The sequence below is a fragment of the Amycolatopsis sp. MEPSY49 genome (assembly GCF_051337345.1).
GTDB lineage: Bacteria > Actinomycetota > Actinomycetes > Mycobacteriales > Pseudonocardiaceae > Amycolatopsis.
Genome location: NZ_JBDLYJ010000013.1, coordinates 135,592 through 153,462 on the forward strand (window position 1 = coordinate 135,592; position 17,871 = coordinate 153,462).

The window sequence follows — 17,871 nt, forward strand, 5'->3', positions numbered from 1 at the left end:
CCTTCGGTGCGTCAGACGCAACCAAGGCCACATTGGGCCGCTTGGGCCGAGCCGGAAAACTGTCGGTCCCCCGCCGTAGACTGGAGACCGGGGGCTGCGCCACACCGCGCGTTCACGTTCCGGCCACCCGATTCGTCTACTTTGCGCCGGTGCGCAGACTCCTTCCGGTGGCCGTCGCCGCCGTCTCCCTGCTGACCGCCGTCCCCGCCTCCGCCGCGCCCCGCGATCCCGCGCCGGTGCTCCAGACCCAGGCCTTCGCCGAGCCCGCCGACGCCGACGACCCCGCCATCTGGGTCCACCCCCACGACCCCGCCCGCAGCGTCGTGCTCGGGACGCTCAAGGAGGGCGGCCTCGCGGCGTTCGACCTGGACGCGCGGACCCTGCAGCTCGTCCCGGCCGGGGACGGCGGGCGGTTCAACAACGTCGACGTCGTCGGCGACCTCGCCGTCGTCAGCGACCGGGGCCGGGACCAGGTCCGGTCCTACCGGATCGACCCGCGCGGCGCCGCCGCCGGCGCGGCCGTCCTGCGGGACGTCACCGACCCCGCCGCCGCGCGGGTGTTCCCGGAGTCCGATGTGGACGAACAGCGCACCGCCTACGGCCTGGCCGCGGGCCGCGACCCGGTCACCGGGATCCGCTGGGCGGCGGTGACCCGGCGGCACGAGACGCGGGTGGCGCTGCTGAAGCTCGCCGACCGGCCCGGTGGCACCGTCGGCACGGAGAAGCTGGCCACCGTCGACCTGCCGTCCTCGTTCCGGCTGCCGGACGGCACGATCTGGTCGCCCTGCGAGGAACCGGGCGAGGGGCCGCAGCTGGAGGGGTCCGTCCTCGACGGCCGGGTGCTCTACACCGCGCAGGAGGACGTCGGGATCTGGCGGATCCCGCTCACGTCCCGCGGCTTCGGGCGGCCCGAGCTGGTCGACCGCGTGCGCTCGTACGGCGTCCCGCAGCGGTGGGACGCGGAAGCCGAAGAGTGCGTGCCCGACGGCGCCGACCCCGGTTTCGGCGGGAAGTGGCTGACGGCCGACGCCGAGGGCCTGGCCGTCGCGGACGGGACGCTGTTCGCCTCCAGCCAGGGTGACTCGCGGTTCGTGGTCTACGGCCCGCGCACGCGTGACCTGCGGATCGTCGCGGGCCGCGGCACCGACTCGGTGGAGCACTCCGACGGCTCGGCGATCAGCACCGCCTCCCTCGGGCGCCGGTTCCCGCACGGCCTGCTGGTGGTCCACGACGGCGAGCGCCGCCCGGCCGTCGGTGACCTCGCGACCACGGGATTCGCGTTCGTCCGGCTCGACGACGTCCTCCCCCACCGGTGACGCCCGACCGCTGAAAAAAAACTCCGCCCGCGTGCAGCACCCAGGTGCCCTCGTGCGTCCATAGGGGGTGGGTTTCGAAGAGTTCGTGGCGGAGCGGCTGGACGGGCTGCTGCGCTACGCCACCGTCCTGACGAACGACCCGCACCTCGCGCAGGACATCGTCCAGGACGTGCTCCTGCGCGCCCAGCAGCGGTGGGACGGCATCGCCGCCCCGCCGACCTACGTGCGCCGGATGGTCACCAACGAGTACCTCTCGTGGCGCCGGCGGGCCGTGCGGCGGATGGTGCCGAGCAGCCACGACGTCCTCGACGCGCTCGGCCCGCCTGCCGCCGACCCGTCGGCGGCCTACGACGAGCGGGACGCGATGCTCGGCCTGCTCGCCACGCTGCCCCGCAAGCAGCGCGCGGCGATCGTCCTGCGCTACTACGAGAACTACTCCGACGCCGAGATCGCCGCCGTCCTGCGCTGCGGGACCTCCACCGTGCGCAGCCAGATCTCGCGCGCCCTCACCACCCTGCGGGCCGCCCCGCGTACCGACGTCCTCACCGGAGACCACGGATGACCCACAGCGAGCAGGAGACCGAGACGCTCATCCGGGACAGCCTCGACCGCCTCGCCACCCGCGCCCCGGACGGCCGGGCGGTGCGGGACGCGCTGGCCCGCGCCGAGCGGCAGCGGCGTCCGGCGACGAAGCTGGCCCTGGTCGCGGCGGCGGTGGTCGTGCTGGTCGCCGGGGTCTTCGTGGGCGCGCGGGCGCTCACCACCCCGGACCTCGACCCGGCCGCGAGCCGCCCGGTGCTCGGCTACAGCCCCGGCCGGCTGCCGGACGGCTTCACCGAGCAGTTCCGCGAAGGCGGCCCCGGCACCACGCCGCAGGTCCGGCGATGGTTCGCCGGCCCCGCGGAGATCACGCTGTCGGTCTACTCGACCGCCGACCCCGAGTGGTCGCAGACCGAGCTGCGGATCGCGTCGATCCGCGACCAGGTCCTGGTGGGCGGCCGCGTCGCGATGGTCACCGGCGACACCGGGACGGCCGCGCTGATCACCTGGCTCGCCGACGAAGACCACGTCCTGACGGCGCGGGTCGCCGGGGTCCCCGACGCCCGGGTGGTGGCCCTGGGGATCGCTCAGGGGGTCACCGCGACGCCGGTCGGCGTTCGCGGCGAGCTGCGCTTCGGCCCGCTCCCGGCGGGGCTGACCGAGCGCTCGGCCGCGGTCAAGGGCACCGGCCCGGCCGACGCGAGCACCGAGCTGACCGCGGCCGACCCGGCGCGGCCGTCGGTGCCCGCGGTCCGGGTCACGGCGAGCGCGGGCTCGCCCGGCGTCAACGGCGCCACACCCGTCACCGTCCGCGGCGGCCAGGGGTTCTTCAGGGAGGGCATGGTCGCCGTCCGGCTGCCGTCCGGGCGCTGGCTGACGGTGTCGGGCGCGCGGCCGGAGGCCGAGCTGATCGCCGTCGCGAACGGCGTCCAGCTCGACCCGGCGCCCGACTACCGGTGGCTCGGCCGGGCTACCAGCTGACCATCGGGAACCAGATGATCCCGAGCCTGCCGAGCACGCGGACGTCCCAGTAGAGCAGCGTGAACGTGCCGCCGACGAGCAGCGCGGCACCGGTGACGGCGGCGATCCGGGACGGTTTCGCGGCGAACCACCGCTGCAGGCGCCCGCGCGTGGCGTAGGTGAGGATCAGGAACAGCACCGCCATGACGACGATGTTGCCGATCGACTGCAGGGCGAACGCGGCGGCGCCGTAGAAGACGTTGTGCTGCTCGGCGGCGCTCCGGAACATGATCCGGAACAGCGGGTACGGCCGCCCGATGAGGAAGCCGCCGATCAGCGCGCCCATCAGGACGTGCGGCGCCGCCGGGTGCCGCCGGGTGAACGCGGCGAAGGGGTTGCGGACGATGCCGAGCGCGACCAGGCCCATCAGCAGGAAGACGAGGCCGACGACGCCGAAGGCGACCATGGACTGGATGCTGCGCGGGGACAGGCCGTTGGCCGTCGCGGTGGAGAACTGCGGCATGCTCGTGCCGACGAGCGCGACGATCACGCCGTAGGCGACGGAGACCGTGAGCATGCCCGCGGCGATCCAGCCGAGCGGCTTGAACGGGCTGCGCTTCTCGCCCGCCTGCCCGCCGACCAGCGGCGCGACCGCCCCGAACGCGGCGATGTTGCAGGCGGTGAACGAGCCGGCGAGCCCGGAGACGAACGCGAACAGCGTCCCGGCGAGGGCGCCGCTGATCGGCGTCGCCTTGGCGTCGTAGCCGAGGAGCCCGTTGGCGACGCTGTCGCCGATCACGGAGTCCACGAACGGCGCCGACCAGATCGCGGTGAGGCCGAACCCGGCCAGGATCGCGACGACGGCGATCGCGGCGCGCCGGGCGGGGTACGGCCCTTCGCCGAAGAAACCTGCTTGGGGATGAACGGGGACTTCCTGCTTGAGAGCCATCGACGTTCCCTCCGGTACGCGGGTGCACAGCCCGACCGATGAATCGTCGCAAGACGGGGGCTTGGCGCGCTTCTGCCGTCATGCCCCATCGCGTTGCGCCGCTTCGCCCCTTGACTCCGGAAACTCATCGCGCGCAGAATTAAACACATGACTAATTCTGCGCTCGAGGTCACCGGCCTGCGGGTCCGGCGGGGTGGCCGGCTCGTCGTGCGGGACGTGGGCTTCGAAGTCCCGCGCGGGGCCGTCACCGGGCTGCTCGGCCCGAGCGGCTGCGGCAAGACGACGCTGATGCGGGCGATCGTCGGCGTCCAGATCGTCGAGGGCGGCACGGTCACCGTGCTCGGCCTGCCCGCCGGCAGCCCGCCGCTGCGGCGGCGGATCGGCTACGCGACGCAGAACCCGGCGATCTACGCCGACCTGACCGTGCGGGAAGCCCTGCGCTACTTCGCCGCGGTGCTGCGCGCGCCGGCGTCCGACGTGGACAGAGTGATCGCCGAGGTCGGGCTGGCCGACCACGCCGGGAAGCTCGTCGGCTCGCTGTCCGGCGGGCAGCACAACCGGGCGAACCTCGCCGTCGCGCTGCTCGGCACGCCGGAACTGCTGGTGCTCGACGAGCCGACCGTCGGGCTCGACCCGCTGCTGCGCGACGAGCTCTGGGCGCTCTTCCGCCGGCTCGCCGACGGCGGTGCCACGCTGCTGGTGTCCAGCCACGTCATGGACGAAGCCGCGCGCTGCGACCGCCTCCTGCTCATGCGCGAAGGCACGCTCTTGGCCGACGACGCGCCCGCGGTGTTGCGCGAGCGCACCGGCGCCGCCGACCTCGAAGGCGCCTTCCTGCACCTGGTGCGGGCCGCGTCGTGAACCCCGCGCTCACGCTCGCCACGACCCGGCGCATCCTCACCCAGCTGCGGCACGACCCGCGCACCGTCGTGATGCTGGTCCTGGTGCCGACGCTGCTGATGATCCTGCTGCGGTACGTCTTCAACTCGACGCTGGTGTTCAGCCACGTCGCGCCCGCGCTGCTCGGCGTGTTCCCGTTCCTGATCATGTTCCTCATCGCGTCGATCACGACGTTGCGGGAGCGCACGACGGCCACCCTCGAACGCCTGATGACGCTGCCGATCGGCCGGCTGGACCTGCTCTTCGGCTACGCGCTGGCGTTCGGCGCGATCGCCGTCGTCCAGGTTTCGCTGGCGGCCGGCGTCTCGCTGTGGTGGCTCGGGCTCGACCTCGCGGGCTCGGTCGGGATGCTGCTGGTGATCGCCGTCCTGGACGCGCTGCTGGGCATGGCGCTCGGGCTGTTCGTCAGCGCGTTCGCGCGCACCGAGTTCCAGGCCATCCAGTTCATGCCGGTGTTCGTGCTGCCGCAGATCCTGCTGTGCGGCCTGTTCGTGCCGCGCGGCGACATGGGGTGGCTGCTGCGGTGGCTTTCGGACGTCATGCCGCTGTCGTACGCGGTCGAGGCGCTGACGCGCGTCACGGCGTCGTCGACGGTGGACGCGGTGATCCTGCGCAACCTCGTGGTCGTGGCGTGCTGCGCGCTGCTGGCGCTGGTGCTCGGCGCGGCGACGCTGCGGCGCCGGACGCCGTGACTACCGTGGGGCCATGGCCTCCGAAACGGACCGGCTCGCCGCCGAGCGCTACGTCCTGCTGACCACGTTCCGCCGTGACGGGCGCGCGGTGCCGACCCCGATCTGGCTGGCGGGCGACGCGGGCGAGCTCGTGTTTTGGTCCGAGCGCAAGGCGGGGAAGGTCAAGCGCATCCGCAACAGCGGGCGCGTCGAGGTCCAGGCGTGCGACCTGCGCGGGCAGAAGACGCACGGCGCGGTCGTCAGCGGCCAGGCACGGCTGCTGGACCTCGCGGAGACCGAGCGGGTTCGCCGGGTGATCGGCCGCAAGTACGGCATCATCGGGCGCGTCACGATGTTCTTCTCGAAGCTGCGCGGCCCGGCCGACCGGACGGTCGGGATCGCGGTCAAGCTGGACGGCTGAAACTGCGGAACCCGCGCCGCAGGTAGTTCGGCAGCGCGTTGGGGTGATCGAGCGTCGAGGTGTGCAGCCAGACTCTTTTCGTGCCGGGGAGCGCCCACGCGTCGGCGACGACGAGGGTGAGGGCGTAGCCGCCGAGGCCCTTGCCGACGAATTCGGGCAGCAGGCCGAAGGTGGTGATCTCGACGTCGGTTTCGTTCTGCGGCTCGAAGTCGGCGGCGCCCGCGATTTCGCCGCGGTAGTCGACGAGCCGGTACCGGCGGCCCGGTTCGGCGAGCCAGCGTGCCCAGTCGTCGTCGCTCCGGGTCGCGCTCGGCCACCGGTAGGGCGTCCCGATCCGGACGTGCAGATCCCGGATGAGCGGGCCGGGCTCGGTGGCTTTCAAGGTGACGCCGTCGACGACCGGCGCGGGGTTGAGCTGGTCGACGGCGGTCATTTCGAGCTCGGTGACGATCTCTTCCACCCGCGGCAACCTACGGCTTCCCGGGGCGCACTGTCAGCCCCTTTTGCGCCGGTTACGCCATCGCGCGCAAGGCGGCACCGAGTGCGGCCGAGTCGTGGTCCGGCCCGCAGCCGTCGACGAGCACCAGGTCACCGGGGATGTGGTCGGCCCGCAGGGGGAGGATCTCCTGGTAGGCGGCCGAGCCGTACCACTCGCGGGCGGCGTCGAGGTCCGGGAACTCGATGACGACGAGCGAGCCGGGCCACTCCCCTTCCACGACCTCGACGGGCGAGCCGTGCACGACGAACTTGCCGCCGTAGGGGTCGAGCGTCGCTTGGATGCGTTCCAGGTACCGGAAGACGTCCTCGTGCAGCACGGCGGGCGGGCGCAGGTCGGCTAGTCCGTAAGCGGTCACGGCGGTCCTTTCGTTGTCGTGAAAGGAATCCTGACGCGCTTTCGGTACGGCGTCGATTACGCCGGAGGTAATGCCGGCTCAGACCTTCGCGACCGCCGCAAGCGCCTCCGGCAGCGTGAACGCCCCCGCGTAAAGCGCCTTGCCCACGATCGACCCCTCGACCCCGTCGGCGGCCAACCCGGCCAGCGCCACGAGATCGTCCACACTGGACACCCCGCCCGAAGCGATCACCGGCGCGTCCGTCCGCGCGACGACGTCGCGCAGCAGCTCGAGGTTCGGGCCCCGCAGCGTGCCGTCCTTGCTCACGTCCGTCACCACGTAGCGGGACGCGCCGTCGCGGTCCAGGCGCTCCAGGACCTCCCACAGGTCGCCGCCGTCGGAGGTCCAGCCGCGGGCCGACAGCCGGTGGCCGGCCTCGGTGATCCGCACGTCCAGGCCGATCGCCACGCGGTCGCCGTACTCGCCGATCACGCGCGCCGTCCACTCCGGGTCCTCGAGCGCGGCCGTGCCGAGGTTGACGCGGCGGGCGCCGGTGGCCAGCGCGGCCTTCAGCGACGCGTCGTCGCGGATGCCGCCCGAGAGCTCCACCTGCACGTCGAGCCGGCCGACGACGTCGGCGAGCAGCTCGCGGTTGCTGCCCTTGCCGAAGGCGGCGTCGAGGTCGACCAGGTGGATCCACTCGGCGCCGTCGCGCTGCCAGGCCAGCGCCGCTTCGAGCGGGCTGCCATAGGAGGTCTCGGTGCCGGCCTCGCCCTGGACGAGTCGCACGGCCTGGCCATCGGCCACATCAACGGCGGGAAGCAGCGTGAAAGTCACGCCGGTAACTCTAGGGCGGAGACGTGCGTCACCCGGTCAGAGGGTCGCGAGCCAGTTCTTCAGCAGCCGCGCGCCCGCGTCGCCGGACTTCTCGGGGTGGAACTGGGTGGCCCACAGCGGCCCGTTCTCGACCGCCGCGACGAAGTCCTCGCCGTGGTTGGCCCAGGTGACCTTCGGCTCCTGGCCGATGCCCGATTCCAGCTCCCACTTGCGCGCGGCGTAGGAGTGCACGAAGTAGAACCGCTCGTCCGGGTCGAGCCCGGCGAACAGCTGCGAGCCAGCGGGCGCGCGCACGGTGTTCCAGCCCATGTGCGGCAGGACGTCGGCGTGCAGCCGGTCGACGACCCCCGGCCACTCCCCCGTGCCTTCGGTTTCCTCGCCGTGCTCGACGCCGCGGGAGAAAAGGATCTGCATGCCGACGCAGATGCCGAGCACGGGCCGGCCGCCGGCGAGGCGCTTGCCGATGATCCGGTGGCCCTTGACGTCGAGCAGCCCGGCCATGCACGCCGAGTAGGCGCCGACGCCGGGCACGACCAGGCCATCGGCCTCGACGGCGGCATGCGGGTCGGCGGTGACCTCGACGTCGGCCCCGGCGCGCGCCACAGCGCGTTCGGCGGAGCGGAGGTTGCCGGAACCGTAGTCGAGGATCACCACACGAGACACGCCACCCAGCGTAGCCGCAGGGCTCAGCGGCGCTCGACCGAATAGACGTCCGTCACCGCGAGGTGCGCTCCTCGGGAGTTGAAGTCTCCGGAGCGGCGGCGGGATCCTGCCACGAGTGGGTCACGCGCCGGAAGAATCTTGAAGAAGGACGTTTCGGCGTCCCGCCCGCTGGGTATCAAGTCACCCGATCGTGTGGGCTGAGCTCCGCGCGACCGGACGCCAGGGAGGCGAAGATGGCCGAGGACGATCTGCTGTCCCAGATGCTGCACGCCTGGCGTGACGACATCGAGAGCGTGCCGTTTCCGCAGTTCAGCGAGCTGCTGATCCCCCGCCAGCAGGTCCGGCCGCGGTGCACGCCGTCCGCGTCTGCTGTCCGCGTGACGAACGCCACGCGGAGGACAGACGCCTGACTGTGGTTTCCTGCGGGGGCCGCATCGACGCGTCCCCCGGGAGCCCTCATGAGCAGCCGCACCCCTGACCCGCACGATTTCCTCGACCTCGACGCCGGGCTCGCCGAGGAGGAGCGCGGCATCCGCGACGCCGTCCGCGCGTACGCGAAGGACAATCTGCTGGACCAGGTCGCCGACTGGTACGAATCGGGCTCGTTGCCGGCCGCCGAGCTCGCCAAGGGCTTCGGCTCGCTGGGACTGCTGGGCATGCACCTGGAGGGCTACGGCTGCGCCGGCACCAGCGCGGTCGCGTACGGCATCGCGTGCCGGGAGCTCGAAGCCGTCGACTCGGGGTTGCGGAGCTTCGTGTCGGTGCAGGGGTCGCTGGCGATGTACGCGATCCACAAGTGGGGCAGCGAGGAGCAGCGCCAGGAGTGGCTGCCGCGGATGGCCACGGGCGACGCGCTGGGCTGCTTCGGCCTGACCGAGCCGGACGCGGGCAGCGACCCGGGCTCGATGCGCACGCGGGCGGTGCGCGACGGGTCGGACTGGGTGCTGTCGGGCACGAAGATGTGGATCACCAACGGAACGGTCGCGGACGTGGCGGTGGTCTGGGCCCAGACCGACGACGGGATCCGCGGCTTCGTCGTCCCGACGTCGACGCCGGGGTTCACGGCCAACGAGGTCAAGCACAAGCTGTCGCTGCGGGCATCCCTGACGGCGGAACTGGTCCTGGACGGCGTCCGGTTGCCTGACTCGGCGGCGTTCCCCGAGGTCCGGGGCTTGCGGGGACCGTTGTCGTGCTTGAACGAGGCGCGCTACGGAATCTTGTTCGGCGTGGTCGGCGCGGCTCGCGCGTGTTACGAGGCGGCGTTGGAGTACACGCTGTCGCGGTCGCAGTTCGGCAAGCCGCTGGCGGGGTTCCAGCTGACGCAGCGCAAGCTGGCGGACCTGCTGGTGGAGGTCAACCGAGCCGGCCTGGTGGCGCTCCAGATCGGGCGGCTGAAGGACGCGGGGACGCTGCACCACAACCACGTGAGCTTCGGCAAGATGGCGAACGTACGCTCGGCGCTCGACGCGGCCCGCTCGGCGCGCTCGATGCTCGGCGCGAACGGGATTTCGCTCGAGTACCCGGTGATGCGCCACATGGCGAACCTGGAGACGGTTCTGACGTACGAGGGCACGGAGGAGATGCACGCGCTGTCGCTCGGCCAGGCGGTGACGGGGCTGGCGGCGTTCCGCTGAGCGGTTTTTGTCGGTGGTGGTCTCTAGTGTCCGGGTCGTGGACTCTTCTTCGTTCGAGACGGTGCTGGAGCTGCGCCGCTACACCCTGCACCCGGGGCGCCGGGACGAGCTGATCTCGTTGTTCGAGCGCGAGTTCGTTTCGCCGCAGGAGGCGGTGGGGGCGCATCTGTTCGGGCTGTTCCGCGTGCCATCGTCCCCGGACTCTTTCGTGTGGCTGCGCGGGTTCCCATCCCTTGCGGCTCGTTTCGACGCTCTTTCCGCGTTCTACTCCGGGCCGGTGTGGCGGCGGTTTCGGGACGAGGCCAACGCGACGATGGTGGACTCGGACAACGTGCTGCTGCTGCGTCCGGTCGTGCGCGGGTTGGCTTCGCCGCCGCCGGGGTCGGGGGTGTACGTGTCCTTCGGGGTGGCGCCGTCGGCCTTCGCGGTGTTCGAGACCGAGCCTGGGCCGAACAACTTCCCGCAGTTGCCGGTGCGGACGGACGGTCCGTTCACGGTGTCCTTCAGCCGTTCGCCTTCTCCCGGCGCCGAGTCCTTGGAGCCGACTTCGCGTTCACTGCTCCGATGAGAGCAGTGCGGTGAGCCCGTTGGGGTAGAGGATCTTGCGGCCGTCTCGGAAGTCGGCCAGCGGCACCCAGATCGCGGTGGCGGGATCGTCGAGGATCTTCATCTCGTCGTTGGCGTAGAGGGCGGGGTCGACGAACTCGGCGTCGTAGACGAAGGCGATCTCGTGCCCGGGGTCGCCCCGCCAGGCGAAGACGTTCTCGAGGACGCCTCGAAGTTCGCCGACCTTGATCTCGGCGTCGAGTTCCTCGCGGAACTCACGTTCGAGAGCGGCTTTGCTGTGCTCACCGAACTCGATGCCCCCGCCGAGAGGCCGGTAGTAGGTCTCGCCTTTGACGTCATCGCGCCCTTCGAAGACGAGGATTTGCGCACGCCGCCGGATCAGGCCGAGCGCGATCGGCCGAATGCTGGACCCCATACCGGCCACGCTATCGGCCCGCGGCTCGCGAAGCACCACCCAGCCGAGCCAGCCGATCCCAGCGGCGAGAAGGGCCCCGACGGCGAACCAGGCCCAGCCGGCCCCGAACACCCCGGCCACGGCGACTACGGCGATCCCCACAGCGGGCACCGCCCAGGGCGAGAAGCCCATCACCACCTCGTCCCGACTTGTCGACTAGGCCTGAATGCTGACCTAACATGGTCGAATCCTGGAGGGCGGGGTGAGGCGGATGCGAAGACTTCGGCTGACGCTCGGCTTCGCACTGTTCGGTCACCACGATCCTTCCCCACGCACACCGGCCAGGTCGCCCGGGCGTAGAGGCGGTCGCTGTCGTTACTGCGGTGGCGTGCTTCGCCGCAACGCGGACGACGATCTCGAATGCCTCGACTGCGGCAGGACTTCCGACGAGGGACCAGGTCGAGTCAGGTGACTGCCCCTTCGTTGGCCGAAAGCGCCTTCGCGATGGGGAGCCGCATCGGCCGATACTTCGGCATCGTCAGCATGCTGCCAGCACTCTTCCTGGTTCTGTGGTCGGCCGCGTTGATCGCTGCCGGCGCCTGGACCGGCGGGCCACAGTTGAAGCAGCTCGGCTCGGACTTCGGCCAGCTCACCTTGGCCAAAGTCGCCTGGATCCTGCTCTTGAGCCTGGTGACCGGTCTCTTCCTCCACCCGCTCCAGTTCGCCATGACCCAGGTGCTCGAAGGCTATTGGGGGCACTCCAAGGTCGCTCGGACGCTCGCCCTCGTGAAGATCGACCGGTATCGGAAGAAGCAACGCGAACTCGAAAACCGCAGGGAGAACGTCAGCAGTCAGCTGCGGGAGATCGTCGACGCACGACTCGAATCAATGGGGGAAGGATCACCGAATTCGTGGGACCCGGTGACATACGAGAAGAAGCGGCGGAGCTTGCTGAATTCTCGGCGAGCCAACGACTTGACCGCCTGGGTTCTCGCGCTGGACGCACTCGGCTACGCGACGGAAAGGTTCCCCGATCCAGCGCGGCTCATGCCCACTCGGTTGGGCAACGCACTTCGCCGCGAAGAAGACCGCGCCGGACGACAATACGGCCTCGACGCGGTCGTCACTGCTCCCCACTTCGCGCTCATCGCGGACGAGCGACATGTGCAGTATCTCCGTGACGCCCGCCAGCAACTGGACACCTCGGTTCGCCTCTGCGTCGTGTCCGCGCTCGCTACCTTGGAGACCGTCGCCTGCTTGGTGACGGATGGCTGGTGGCTGTTCATCGGCTTGGCCACTTACGGTTTGACTTATCTCGCGTACCGCGCCTCGGTCTCCGCGGCCGACGAATACACGACGGCCCTCAGAACGCTGATCGACCTCAACAGGTTCAAATTTTACGAGAGCCTTCGGATCCGACATCCGAGGAGCTCTGCCGAGGAACGCTCCACCAACACGAGGCTGATGGATCTGCTCCGCGGGAAACGCGAAGACTTGAGCTACCAACCCCCGACTGCGGCCAATCCTCCACCAGCCGCTACTCCCCCAGGAAATCCCTGATCGACAACCTCAACGACCCGGCATCCAGCCCATGAGCCAAGTCGTGGTCCGCGATCCCACCATAAGTCCGCACCTCCACATCCCGCCGCACGCCCAACGACTTCAACCGATGCGGCAAGTCCGACAAGGCATCCGAAGCCCAATGAGCCGAAGTCCCCGCCAAGTAAGGCTCAACCAGAACCACAGACGGCGATGAAGAAAGCACCGCCGACCGAAGACCGGCGGCATCGAAAGGCCGGATCGTCGACGCGTACAACACCGTCACATCCAAACCGGCACAGGCCCGCAACACCCGATCCAACACCGGCCCCACAGCCACAACGACCCCGGAAGACCCGAACCGCAACCGAGTGAACCCCACCCCGAGATGCGGCGCAGCATTGGCCTGCGCAGAGAGCCGCAAGTAAACCCGCCCGTCCCCCGGAATCGACTCCAGCAGCAACCGGCGGGCTTCGTCAGCGTGGCCGGGCACATGGACCGTCCACCCCGGCAACGAATCGATCAACGCAACGTCCCCCGGCGACTGATGCGTCCGCCCCTCGGTCGACATGTCGTACGAAGCCCCGTACGACACCAGGACCCCGCCCACCTCCTGGTGCGAAAAATCCAGCTTGATCTGCTCGAACGCCCGCTCCACCAAAAACGACGGGAACGTGTGCACGATCGGCCGCAACCCCGCCAGCGCCAGCCCCGCCCCCGCGCTGACCAGCAACTGCTCGCGGATCCCCACGTTGATCACCCGATCCGGGTGCCGGCGGGCCGCGCCGGCCAGCTGGGCCGCCGATATGTCCGCCAGTACCACCGCCACGTCCGGGTCCGCGTCCAAGATCTCCTCCGTGACGCGGAGAAACGTCTCCCTCATGAAATCCCCTTCGGCTCGACGACGGCGACCACGGCCAACGGCCTGCCCGGGTGCGCACCCACAAACGCCGAGTACAACGCCGAATGGTCGCGGCCGGACACCGTGCGCGTCTCCCAGCCCTCCACCTCGAAACGGCGCGCTATTCCGCCCGGCCAGCCCCGGCTGGACGACTGGTTGTCGATCACCACCGTTGTCAGGTTCTCCAAGCCCGAACGCGCCGCGACCACGATCGCCTCGTGGTTGGAACCCTCGTCCAGCTCCGCGTCGCCGATCAACGTCACCACCTTTGACGGCAAGCCTCGGGCACGCAGGCCCAGCGCCGTTCCCAACGCGATCGGGAGGCCGTGGCCCAAGGAACCGCTCGAGATCTCGACACCGGGGACGCGCCGGCGGTCGGGGTGGTGGCCCAGGCGGGACAACGCGTTCGACCACGTCGGGAGCTCGGCCTCCGCCAGGAAACCCTTCACCGTCAGCACCGCGTAGTACGCCATCGGACCGTGCCCCTTGGACAGCAGGAACCGGTCGCGGTCCGGCGCGCGGGAATTGGCCGGCGTGATGTCGAGCACGCGGTCGTACAGGACCCACAGTACGTCCACAGTGGACTCCGCGGCGGCGTGGTGCTTGTCGTCGCCGGTCATCAGGGAAATCAGGCGTGGCAGGTCGGCGTGGCCCAGTTCGGTCGCAGTGGTCATGTCTTCGACGATGCAACCTCGACTAAACTCGAAGTCAAGGATAGCCTGAGCAGGTGACGAGGCTCGCTGAACATCTCAGCATCGGACAGGTGGCCGACCGCAGCGGGGTGCCGCACACGGCACTGCGGTTCTACGAGGAAAAAGGGCTGATCAGCTCGGAGCGGTCGGCGGGCAACCAGCGCCGCTACCCGCGCTCGGTGCTGCGCCGGATCGCGTTCATCCGCGCCGCGCAACGCGTCGGGCTCTCCCTGGAAGACATCAGTTCCGCGCTGAAGACGCTGCCCGCCGACCACGCGCCGACCAAGGCCGACTGGGCGCGCCTGTCCCGCGACTGGCAGCACGAGCTCGACGCCCGCATCGACGCCCTGCAACGCCTTCGCGACCGGCTCACCGGCTGCGTCGGCTGCGGCTGCCTGTCCCTGCGCAGCTGCGCTCTCTACAACAACGACGACGCGCTGGCCCGCTTCGGGCCGGGGGCGAGCAAACTGCGTCCCGCGGTCGAAGGCGGCATCTAAATCGCTTGCCCGCCGCGGGATCCTGGGCAGGAAATGAACGAGAAAGAAACGATCCGCATCTCCAAGCGGCTGGCGCGGCACCTGCGCCACGATCCCGCCGCCATCGGCCTCACGCTGAGCCCGGACGGCTGGGCGCCGGTCGAGCAGCTCCTGCACGCGCTGAAGATCACCCGCGAGCAGCTCGACGAAGTCGTCGAGACGAACAACAAGCGCCGCTTCGCCTTCGACGAAACCGGCACCCGCATCCGCGCCAGCCAGGGCCACAGCGTCGAGGTCGACCTCGGGCTGGCGGACGCCGTCCCGCCGGACGTGCTCTACCACGGCACGGTCGCGAAGTTCCTCGACGCGATCCTGCGCGAGGGACTGCGGCCGATGAACCGCCACGCCGTCCACCTCTCGGCGACGCTCGACACGGCGCGCATCGTCGGCGCCCGGCGCGGGAAGCCGGTGATCCTGCGCGTCGACGCCGCGGGGCTGGCCGCCGCGGGACACGCGTTCCAGGTGAGCGCGAACGGCGTGTGGCTGACGGCCGCGGTGCCGCCGGAGTACCTGTACCGCGTCGGCTGACGGCTAGGTCACCGGGGCGAGACCGCGACGACGGGGGCGGCCCAGCAGGCGGCGCCCCACGTCCAGCAGCTCCGCGCGGAGCTCTTCGTCGCCCAGCCGGGCCAGGTCCGGGGACCCGCCGGCCATCGCGATGCCCGTCAACGTCACCATCGCGTTGACCCGGGCCGACGGGGTCGGGTCCGGGCCCGACAGGATGCCCAGCAGCGCCTGGCCGAAGCCCTCCATGCCGCCGTGCGCCGACTTCTCGATCGCACGGGCGATCCCCGGGTCGCTCGAGAACAGCGCCACCAGCGCGCGGTGCCGGATCACCAGGTCGACGAACCCCTCCAGCAGCAGGTCCACCTGCGCGCCGCGGCGCTTCTGCGCGGCCGCGCGCAGGACCAGGTCGTCCAGGTCGCGGACGCCGGGCTCGGCCACCGCCTCGGTGATCTCCGCCTTCGTCTTGAAGTGGTAGTAGACCGCGGCCTTGGTGACGCCCAGCGCGTCGGCGATCATCTGCAGCGACGTGCCCTCGACACCGTGTTCGGTGAACAGCCGCAGCGCGGTCTGCAGCAGTCGGGTCCGGGTGTCCCCGTCCGGGCCGGCGGTCATTCTTCCTCCTCAGCGAGCCGTCGGAGCGTACGTCACTGCCTGTCGATCGGCAAACCGACTACTAGCCGATCGGCTGGGATAAACCTTGCTGTTCGGCAAGTCACATACTTGCCGATCGGCTTGGACGTCTCCTTGCCGATCGGCTAGCTTGGTCAGTAATTCGATGGAGTGAACCGACCCCGTTCGGGCGAAACGGAGCTGACTCGTGGCGACCTTTCTCTACCGGCTCGGCCGGTTGTCCTTCCGACGGCGAGCGCTGGTCGCCGCCGTCTGGGCGGCCGTCCTCGTGGCGCTCGGGCTGGGCGCCCTCACGCTGTCCGGCCAGCTGTCGAACTCGGTGACGATCCCCGGCACCGAGTCGCAGCGGGCCGTCGACCAGCTGACCGAGAAGTTCCCGCAGGCCAACGCGGGTGGCGCCACCGCGCGCGTCGTCATCGAGGCCCCCGCGGGCACCACGGTCACCGACGCCAAGGGCAAGGCCGCGGTCGAAGCCCTGGTCGGGCAGCTGAAGACGGCGCCGAAGGTCGCCGCCGTCGTCGACCCGTTCCAGGCGCAGTCGATCTCGCCCGACAAGCACGTGGCACTCGCCCAGGTCAGCTACGGCGCGAAGGCGTACGAGCTCACCGACGGTGACCGGCAGGCATTGCTCGACACGGCGAACGCGGCGCGCGACGCCGGGTTCACCGTCGAGTTCGGCGGCGACGCCGTGCAGGGCATCCCCGAGACCGGCGCGACCGAGGGCCTGGGCGTCGCGGTCGCCGCCGTCGTGCTGATCATCACCTTCGGCTCGCTGGTCGCGGCCGGGATCCCGCTGCTCACCGCGCTGATCGGCGTCGGCACCGGGATGGGCGGCATCTTCCTCGCCTCCGGTTTTCTCGAGCTGAACTCGAACACCCCGATCCTCGCGCTGATGATCGGGCTGGCCGTCGGCATCGACTACGCGTTGTTCATCGTCTCGCGCTACCGGCACGAGCTGAGGCTCGGTCGCGATCCGGAGGAGGCCGCGGGCCGCGCCACCGGCACCGCCGGTTCAGCCGTCGTGTTCGCCGGGCTCACCGTGATCATCGCGCTGGCCGGGCTCACCGTCATCGGCATCCCGTTCCTCGGCCAGATGGGCGTGGCCGCCGCGGTCACGGTCGCAGTCGCCGTCGTCATCGCCTTGACGCTGCTGCCCGCGATCCTCGGCTTCGCCGGCACCCGGGTCGCCGGCGAGCGCATCCGGCTGCGTCGCAAGCCGGTCGAAACGACGCACGGCGAGCGTTGGGCGCGGTTCGTCGCCCGCCACCGGTGGCCGGTGCTGCTCGTCGCGGTGGCGGGGATGGCCGTCGTCGCGCTGCCCGCCCTCGGTATGCAGCTCGGCCTGCCCAACGACGCGACCGCGGCGCCGGAGTCGACGCAGAAGAAGGCGTACGACATCGCCAGCCGCAGCTTCGGCGAAGGGTCGAACGGGCCGCTGCTGGTCGTCGTCGACACCGGCGCGAGCACCAACCGCCAGGCCGCGCTCGGCCAGGCCGCGGCGGACATCCAGAAGCTGCCCGACGTCGCCGCCGTCACCCCGCCGCGCGTCAACCAGACCGGTGACACGGCGTTGCTCACGGTGATCCCGAAGAGCGGGCCGAGCAGCACCCAGACCGAGGACCTGGTCGCCGCGATCCGCAGTGAATCCGGCGTGCTGGAGAACGCGACGGGCGCGAAGCTGGCCGTCACCGGGCAGACCGCGGCGAACATCGACGTCTCGGAGAAGCTGTCCGACGCGATGCTGCCCTACCTCGCGCTGATCGTCGGGCTGGCGTTCGTGCTGCTGATGCTGGTGTTCCGCTCGGTCGTGGTGCCGCTGAAGGCGACGATCGGCTTCCTCGGCTCGGTCGCGGCGACGTTCGGCGCGGTGGTCGCGGTGTTCCAGTGGGGCTGGCTGACGGACCTGCTGGGCGTCGAGTCGACCGGGCCGATCATGAGCATGCTGCCGATCCTGCTCATCGGTGTCCTCTTCGGACTCGCGATGGACTACCAGGTGTTCCTGGTGACGCGGATGCGCGAGGAGCACGTGCACGGCGCGGAACCCCAGGAAGCGATGGTGACCGGCTTCCGCCACGGCGCGCGGGTGGTCGTCGCGGCGGCGCTGATCATGATCAGCGTGTTCGCCGGCTTCGTGCTGGCCGAGTCGACGCTGATCCAGTCGATCGGGTTCGCGCTGGCGTTCGGCGTGCTGGTGGACGCGTTCGTGGTCCGGATGACGCTGGTGCCGGCGGTGATGTCGCTGCTGGGCCGCGGCGCGTGGTGGCTGCCGAAGTGGCTGGACCGGATCCTGCCCGATGTGGACGTGGAGGGCGAGAAGCTCACGAAGCACCTCGACGCGCCGGGTGACGAGCCTCGGGAGCTGGTCGGCGCGAGCCGCTGAC

General features: G+C 70.6%; 22 protein-coding genes. 13 read left to right on the top strand and 9 right to left on the bottom strand.

Annotated elements, in window-relative coordinates; translation table 11 throughout:
* Window positions 1-167: 167 nt before the first annotated feature.
* From ABFJ78_RS40300 to ABFJ78_RS40310, 3 genes are all read left to right on the top strand, one after another.
* Entirely contained in the window at window positions 168-1,316 is a 1,149-nt protein-coding gene (locus tag ABFJ78_RS40300; RefSeq protein WP_436392859.1) for a phytase, read from the top strand.
* A 67-nt stretch (window positions 1,317-1,383) separates the two neighbouring features.
* Window positions 1,384-1,878: a SigE family RNA polymerase sigma factor gene (locus tag ABFJ78_RS40305; RefSeq protein ID WP_436392738.1), complete on the top strand. Its 495-nt coding sequence runs from the start codon at window positions 1,384-1,386 to the stop codon at window positions 1,876-1,878.
* A complete protein-coding gene (locus ABFJ78_RS40310) occupies window positions 1,875-2,837 on the top strand; it encodes a hypothetical protein (protein ID WP_436392739.1) in 963 nt (320 codons plus the stop codon). The genes ABFJ78_RS40305 and ABFJ78_RS40310 overlap by 4 nt, the downstream gene beginning before the upstream one ends.
* Here the strand turns inward: ABFJ78_RS40310 and ABFJ78_RS40315 are convergent.
* Window positions 2,827-3,765 carry a hypothetical protein gene (locus tag ABFJ78_RS40315; protein ID WP_436392741.1) on the bottom strand — a complete coding sequence of 313 codons (939 nt, stop codon included), beginning with the start codon at window positions 3,763-3,765 and terminating at the stop codon, window positions 2,827-2,829. The genes ABFJ78_RS40310 and ABFJ78_RS40315 overlap by 11 nt on opposite strands.
* A gap of 147 nt (window positions 3,766-3,912) precedes the next feature.
* Between ABFJ78_RS40315 and ABFJ78_RS40320 the strand changes: the two genes are divergently transcribed.
* Genes ABFJ78_RS40320 through ABFJ78_RS40330 form a run of 3 tightly spaced genes read left to right on the top strand, consistent with a single transcriptional unit; the run spans window position 3,913 to window position 5,757 of the window.
* On the top strand, window positions 3,913-4,626 hold the full coding sequence (locus tag ABFJ78_RS40320) for an ABC transporter ATP-binding protein (RefSeq protein WP_436392743.1): 714 nt from the start codon (window positions 3,913-3,915) through the stop codon (window positions 4,624-4,626).
* Window positions 4,623-5,357 carry an ABC transporter permease gene (locus tag ABFJ78_RS40325; protein ID WP_372668801.1) on the top strand — a complete coding sequence of 245 codons (735 nt, stop codon included), beginning with the start codon at window positions 4,623-4,625 and terminating at the stop codon, window positions 5,355-5,357. Before ABFJ78_RS40320 ends, ABFJ78_RS40325 begins: the two co-directional genes overlap by 4 nt.
* Before the next feature lie 13 nt (window positions 5,358-5,370).
* On the top strand, window positions 5,371-5,757 hold the full coding sequence (locus ABFJ78_RS40330) for a PPOX class F420-dependent oxidoreductase (protein ID WP_436392746.1): 387 nt from the start codon (window positions 5,371-5,373) through the stop codon (window positions 5,755-5,757).
* Here ABFJ78_RS40330 and ABFJ78_RS40335 read toward each other — a convergent pair.
* The 4 genes from ABFJ78_RS40335 to hisH form a co-directional block, all read right to left on the bottom strand.
* Window positions 5,741-6,217: a GNAT family N-acetyltransferase gene (locus tag ABFJ78_RS40335; protein WP_436392748.1), complete on the bottom strand. Its 477-nt coding sequence runs from the start codon at window positions 6,215-6,217 to the stop codon at window positions 5,741-5,743. The two genes, ABFJ78_RS40330 and ABFJ78_RS40335, sit on opposite strands and share 17 nt — an antisense overlap.
* 52 nt (window positions 6,218-6,269) lie before the next feature.
* Window positions 6,270-6,611, bottom strand: coding sequence for a DUF1330 domain-containing protein (locus ABFJ78_RS40340; protein WP_436392750.1), 342 nt, complete (start codon window positions 6,609-6,611; stop codon window positions 6,270-6,272).
* A 78-nt stretch (window positions 6,612-6,689) separates the two neighbouring features.
* Entirely contained in the window at window positions 6,690-7,427 is a 738-nt protein-coding gene (gene priA, locus ABFJ78_RS40345) for a bifunctional 1-(5-phosphoribosyl)-5-((5-phosphoribosylamino)methylideneamino)imidazole-4-carboxamide isomerase/phosphoribosylanthranilate isomerase PriA (RefSeq protein WP_436392751.1), read from the bottom strand.
* A 36-nt stretch (window positions 7,428-7,463) separates the two neighbouring features.
* On the bottom strand, window positions 7,464-8,081 hold the full coding sequence (hisH, locus tag ABFJ78_RS40350) for an imidazole glycerol phosphate synthase subunit HisH (protein WP_436392860.1): 618 nt from the start codon (window positions 8,079-8,081) through the stop codon (window positions 7,464-7,466).
* Between the two features lie 242 nt (window positions 8,082-8,323).
* On the opposite strand from hisH, the gene ABFJ78_RS40355 reads away from it, so the two are divergent.
* From ABFJ78_RS40355 to ABFJ78_RS40365, 3 genes are read left to right on the top strand one after another with little or no spacing between them, the layout of a single operon-like run.
* Window positions 8,324-8,500 (top strand): hypothetical protein, encoded by a 177-nt coding sequence (locus ABFJ78_RS40355; protein ID WP_372668814.1) that lies wholly within the window; start codon window positions 8,324-8,326, stop codon window positions 8,498-8,500.
* 48 nt (window positions 8,501-8,548) lie between these two features.
* A complete protein-coding gene (locus tag ABFJ78_RS40360; protein WP_436392753.1) occupies window positions 8,549-9,724 on the top strand; it encodes an acyl-CoA dehydrogenase family protein in 1,176 nt (391 codons plus the stop codon).
* 37 nt (window positions 9,725-9,761) lie between these two features.
* The gene (locus tag ABFJ78_RS40365; RefSeq protein ID WP_436392755.1) at window positions 9,762-10,292 is read left to right on the top strand and encodes an NIPSNAP family protein; all 531 of its coding nucleotides are present in this window, start codon (window positions 9,762-9,764) and stop codon (window positions 10,290-10,292) included.
* On the opposite strand, the gene ABFJ78_RS40370 is transcribed toward ABFJ78_RS40365, so the two are convergent.
* Entirely contained in the window at window positions 10,278-10,826 is a 549-nt protein-coding gene (locus ABFJ78_RS40370; protein ID WP_436392757.1) for an NUDIX hydrolase, read from the bottom strand. The two genes, ABFJ78_RS40365 and ABFJ78_RS40370, sit on opposite strands and share 15 nt — an antisense overlap.
* A gap of 327 nt (window positions 10,827-11,153) precedes the next feature.
* Between ABFJ78_RS40370 and ABFJ78_RS40375 the strand changes: the two genes are divergently transcribed.
* Window positions 11,154-12,245 (top strand): hypothetical protein, encoded by a 1,092-nt coding sequence (locus tag ABFJ78_RS40375; RefSeq protein ID WP_436392759.1) that lies wholly within the window; start codon window positions 11,154-11,156, stop codon window positions 12,243-12,245.
* Here ABFJ78_RS40375 and ABFJ78_RS40380 read toward each other — a convergent pair.
* Together ABFJ78_RS40380 and ABFJ78_RS40385 are read right to left on the bottom strand one after the other, a co-directional pair.
* A complete protein-coding gene (locus ABFJ78_RS40380) occupies window positions 12,223-13,107 on the bottom strand; it encodes a transketolase family protein (protein ID WP_436392761.1) in 885 nt (294 codons plus the stop codon). The two genes, ABFJ78_RS40375 and ABFJ78_RS40380, sit on opposite strands and share 23 nt — an antisense overlap.
* Window positions 13,104-13,799, bottom strand: a complete 696-nt coding sequence (locus tag ABFJ78_RS40385; RefSeq protein WP_436392763.1) for a thiamine pyrophosphate-dependent enzyme — start codon at window positions 13,797-13,799, stop codon at window positions 13,104-13,106. The genes ABFJ78_RS40380 and ABFJ78_RS40385 overlap by 4 nt, the downstream gene beginning before the upstream one ends.
* Before the next feature lie 53 nt (window positions 13,800-13,852).
* Here ABFJ78_RS40385 and soxR point away from each other — a divergent pair, with 53 nt between their 5' ends.
* Both soxR and ABFJ78_RS40395 read left to right on the top strand, forming a co-directional pair.
* On the top strand, window positions 13,853-14,314 hold the full coding sequence (soxR, locus tag ABFJ78_RS40390; RefSeq protein ID WP_400881227.1) for a redox-sensitive transcriptional activator SoxR: 462 nt from the start codon (window positions 13,853-13,855) through the stop codon (window positions 14,312-14,314).
* 33 nt (window positions 14,315-14,347) lie between these two features.
* Window positions 14,348-14,881 (top strand): RNA 2'-phosphotransferase, encoded by a 534-nt coding sequence (locus tag ABFJ78_RS40395; protein ID WP_436392764.1) that lies wholly within the window; start codon window positions 14,348-14,350, stop codon window positions 14,879-14,881.
* Between the two features lie 3 nt (window positions 14,882-14,884).
* Here ABFJ78_RS40395 and ABFJ78_RS40400 read toward each other — a convergent pair whose 3' ends face one another.
* Window positions 14,885-15,472, bottom strand: a complete 588-nt coding sequence (locus tag ABFJ78_RS40400; protein WP_436392765.1) for a TetR/AcrR family transcriptional regulator — start codon at window positions 15,470-15,472, stop codon at window positions 14,885-14,887.
* 205 nt (window positions 15,473-15,677) lie between these two features.
* Between ABFJ78_RS40400 and ABFJ78_RS40405 the strand changes: the two genes are divergently transcribed.
* On the top strand, window positions 15,678-17,870 hold the full coding sequence (locus tag ABFJ78_RS40405; RefSeq protein WP_436392766.1) for an MMPL family transporter: 2,193 nt from the start codon (window positions 15,678-15,680) through the stop codon (window positions 17,868-17,870).
* The last annotated feature ends 1 nt before the right edge of the window (window position 17,871 follow it).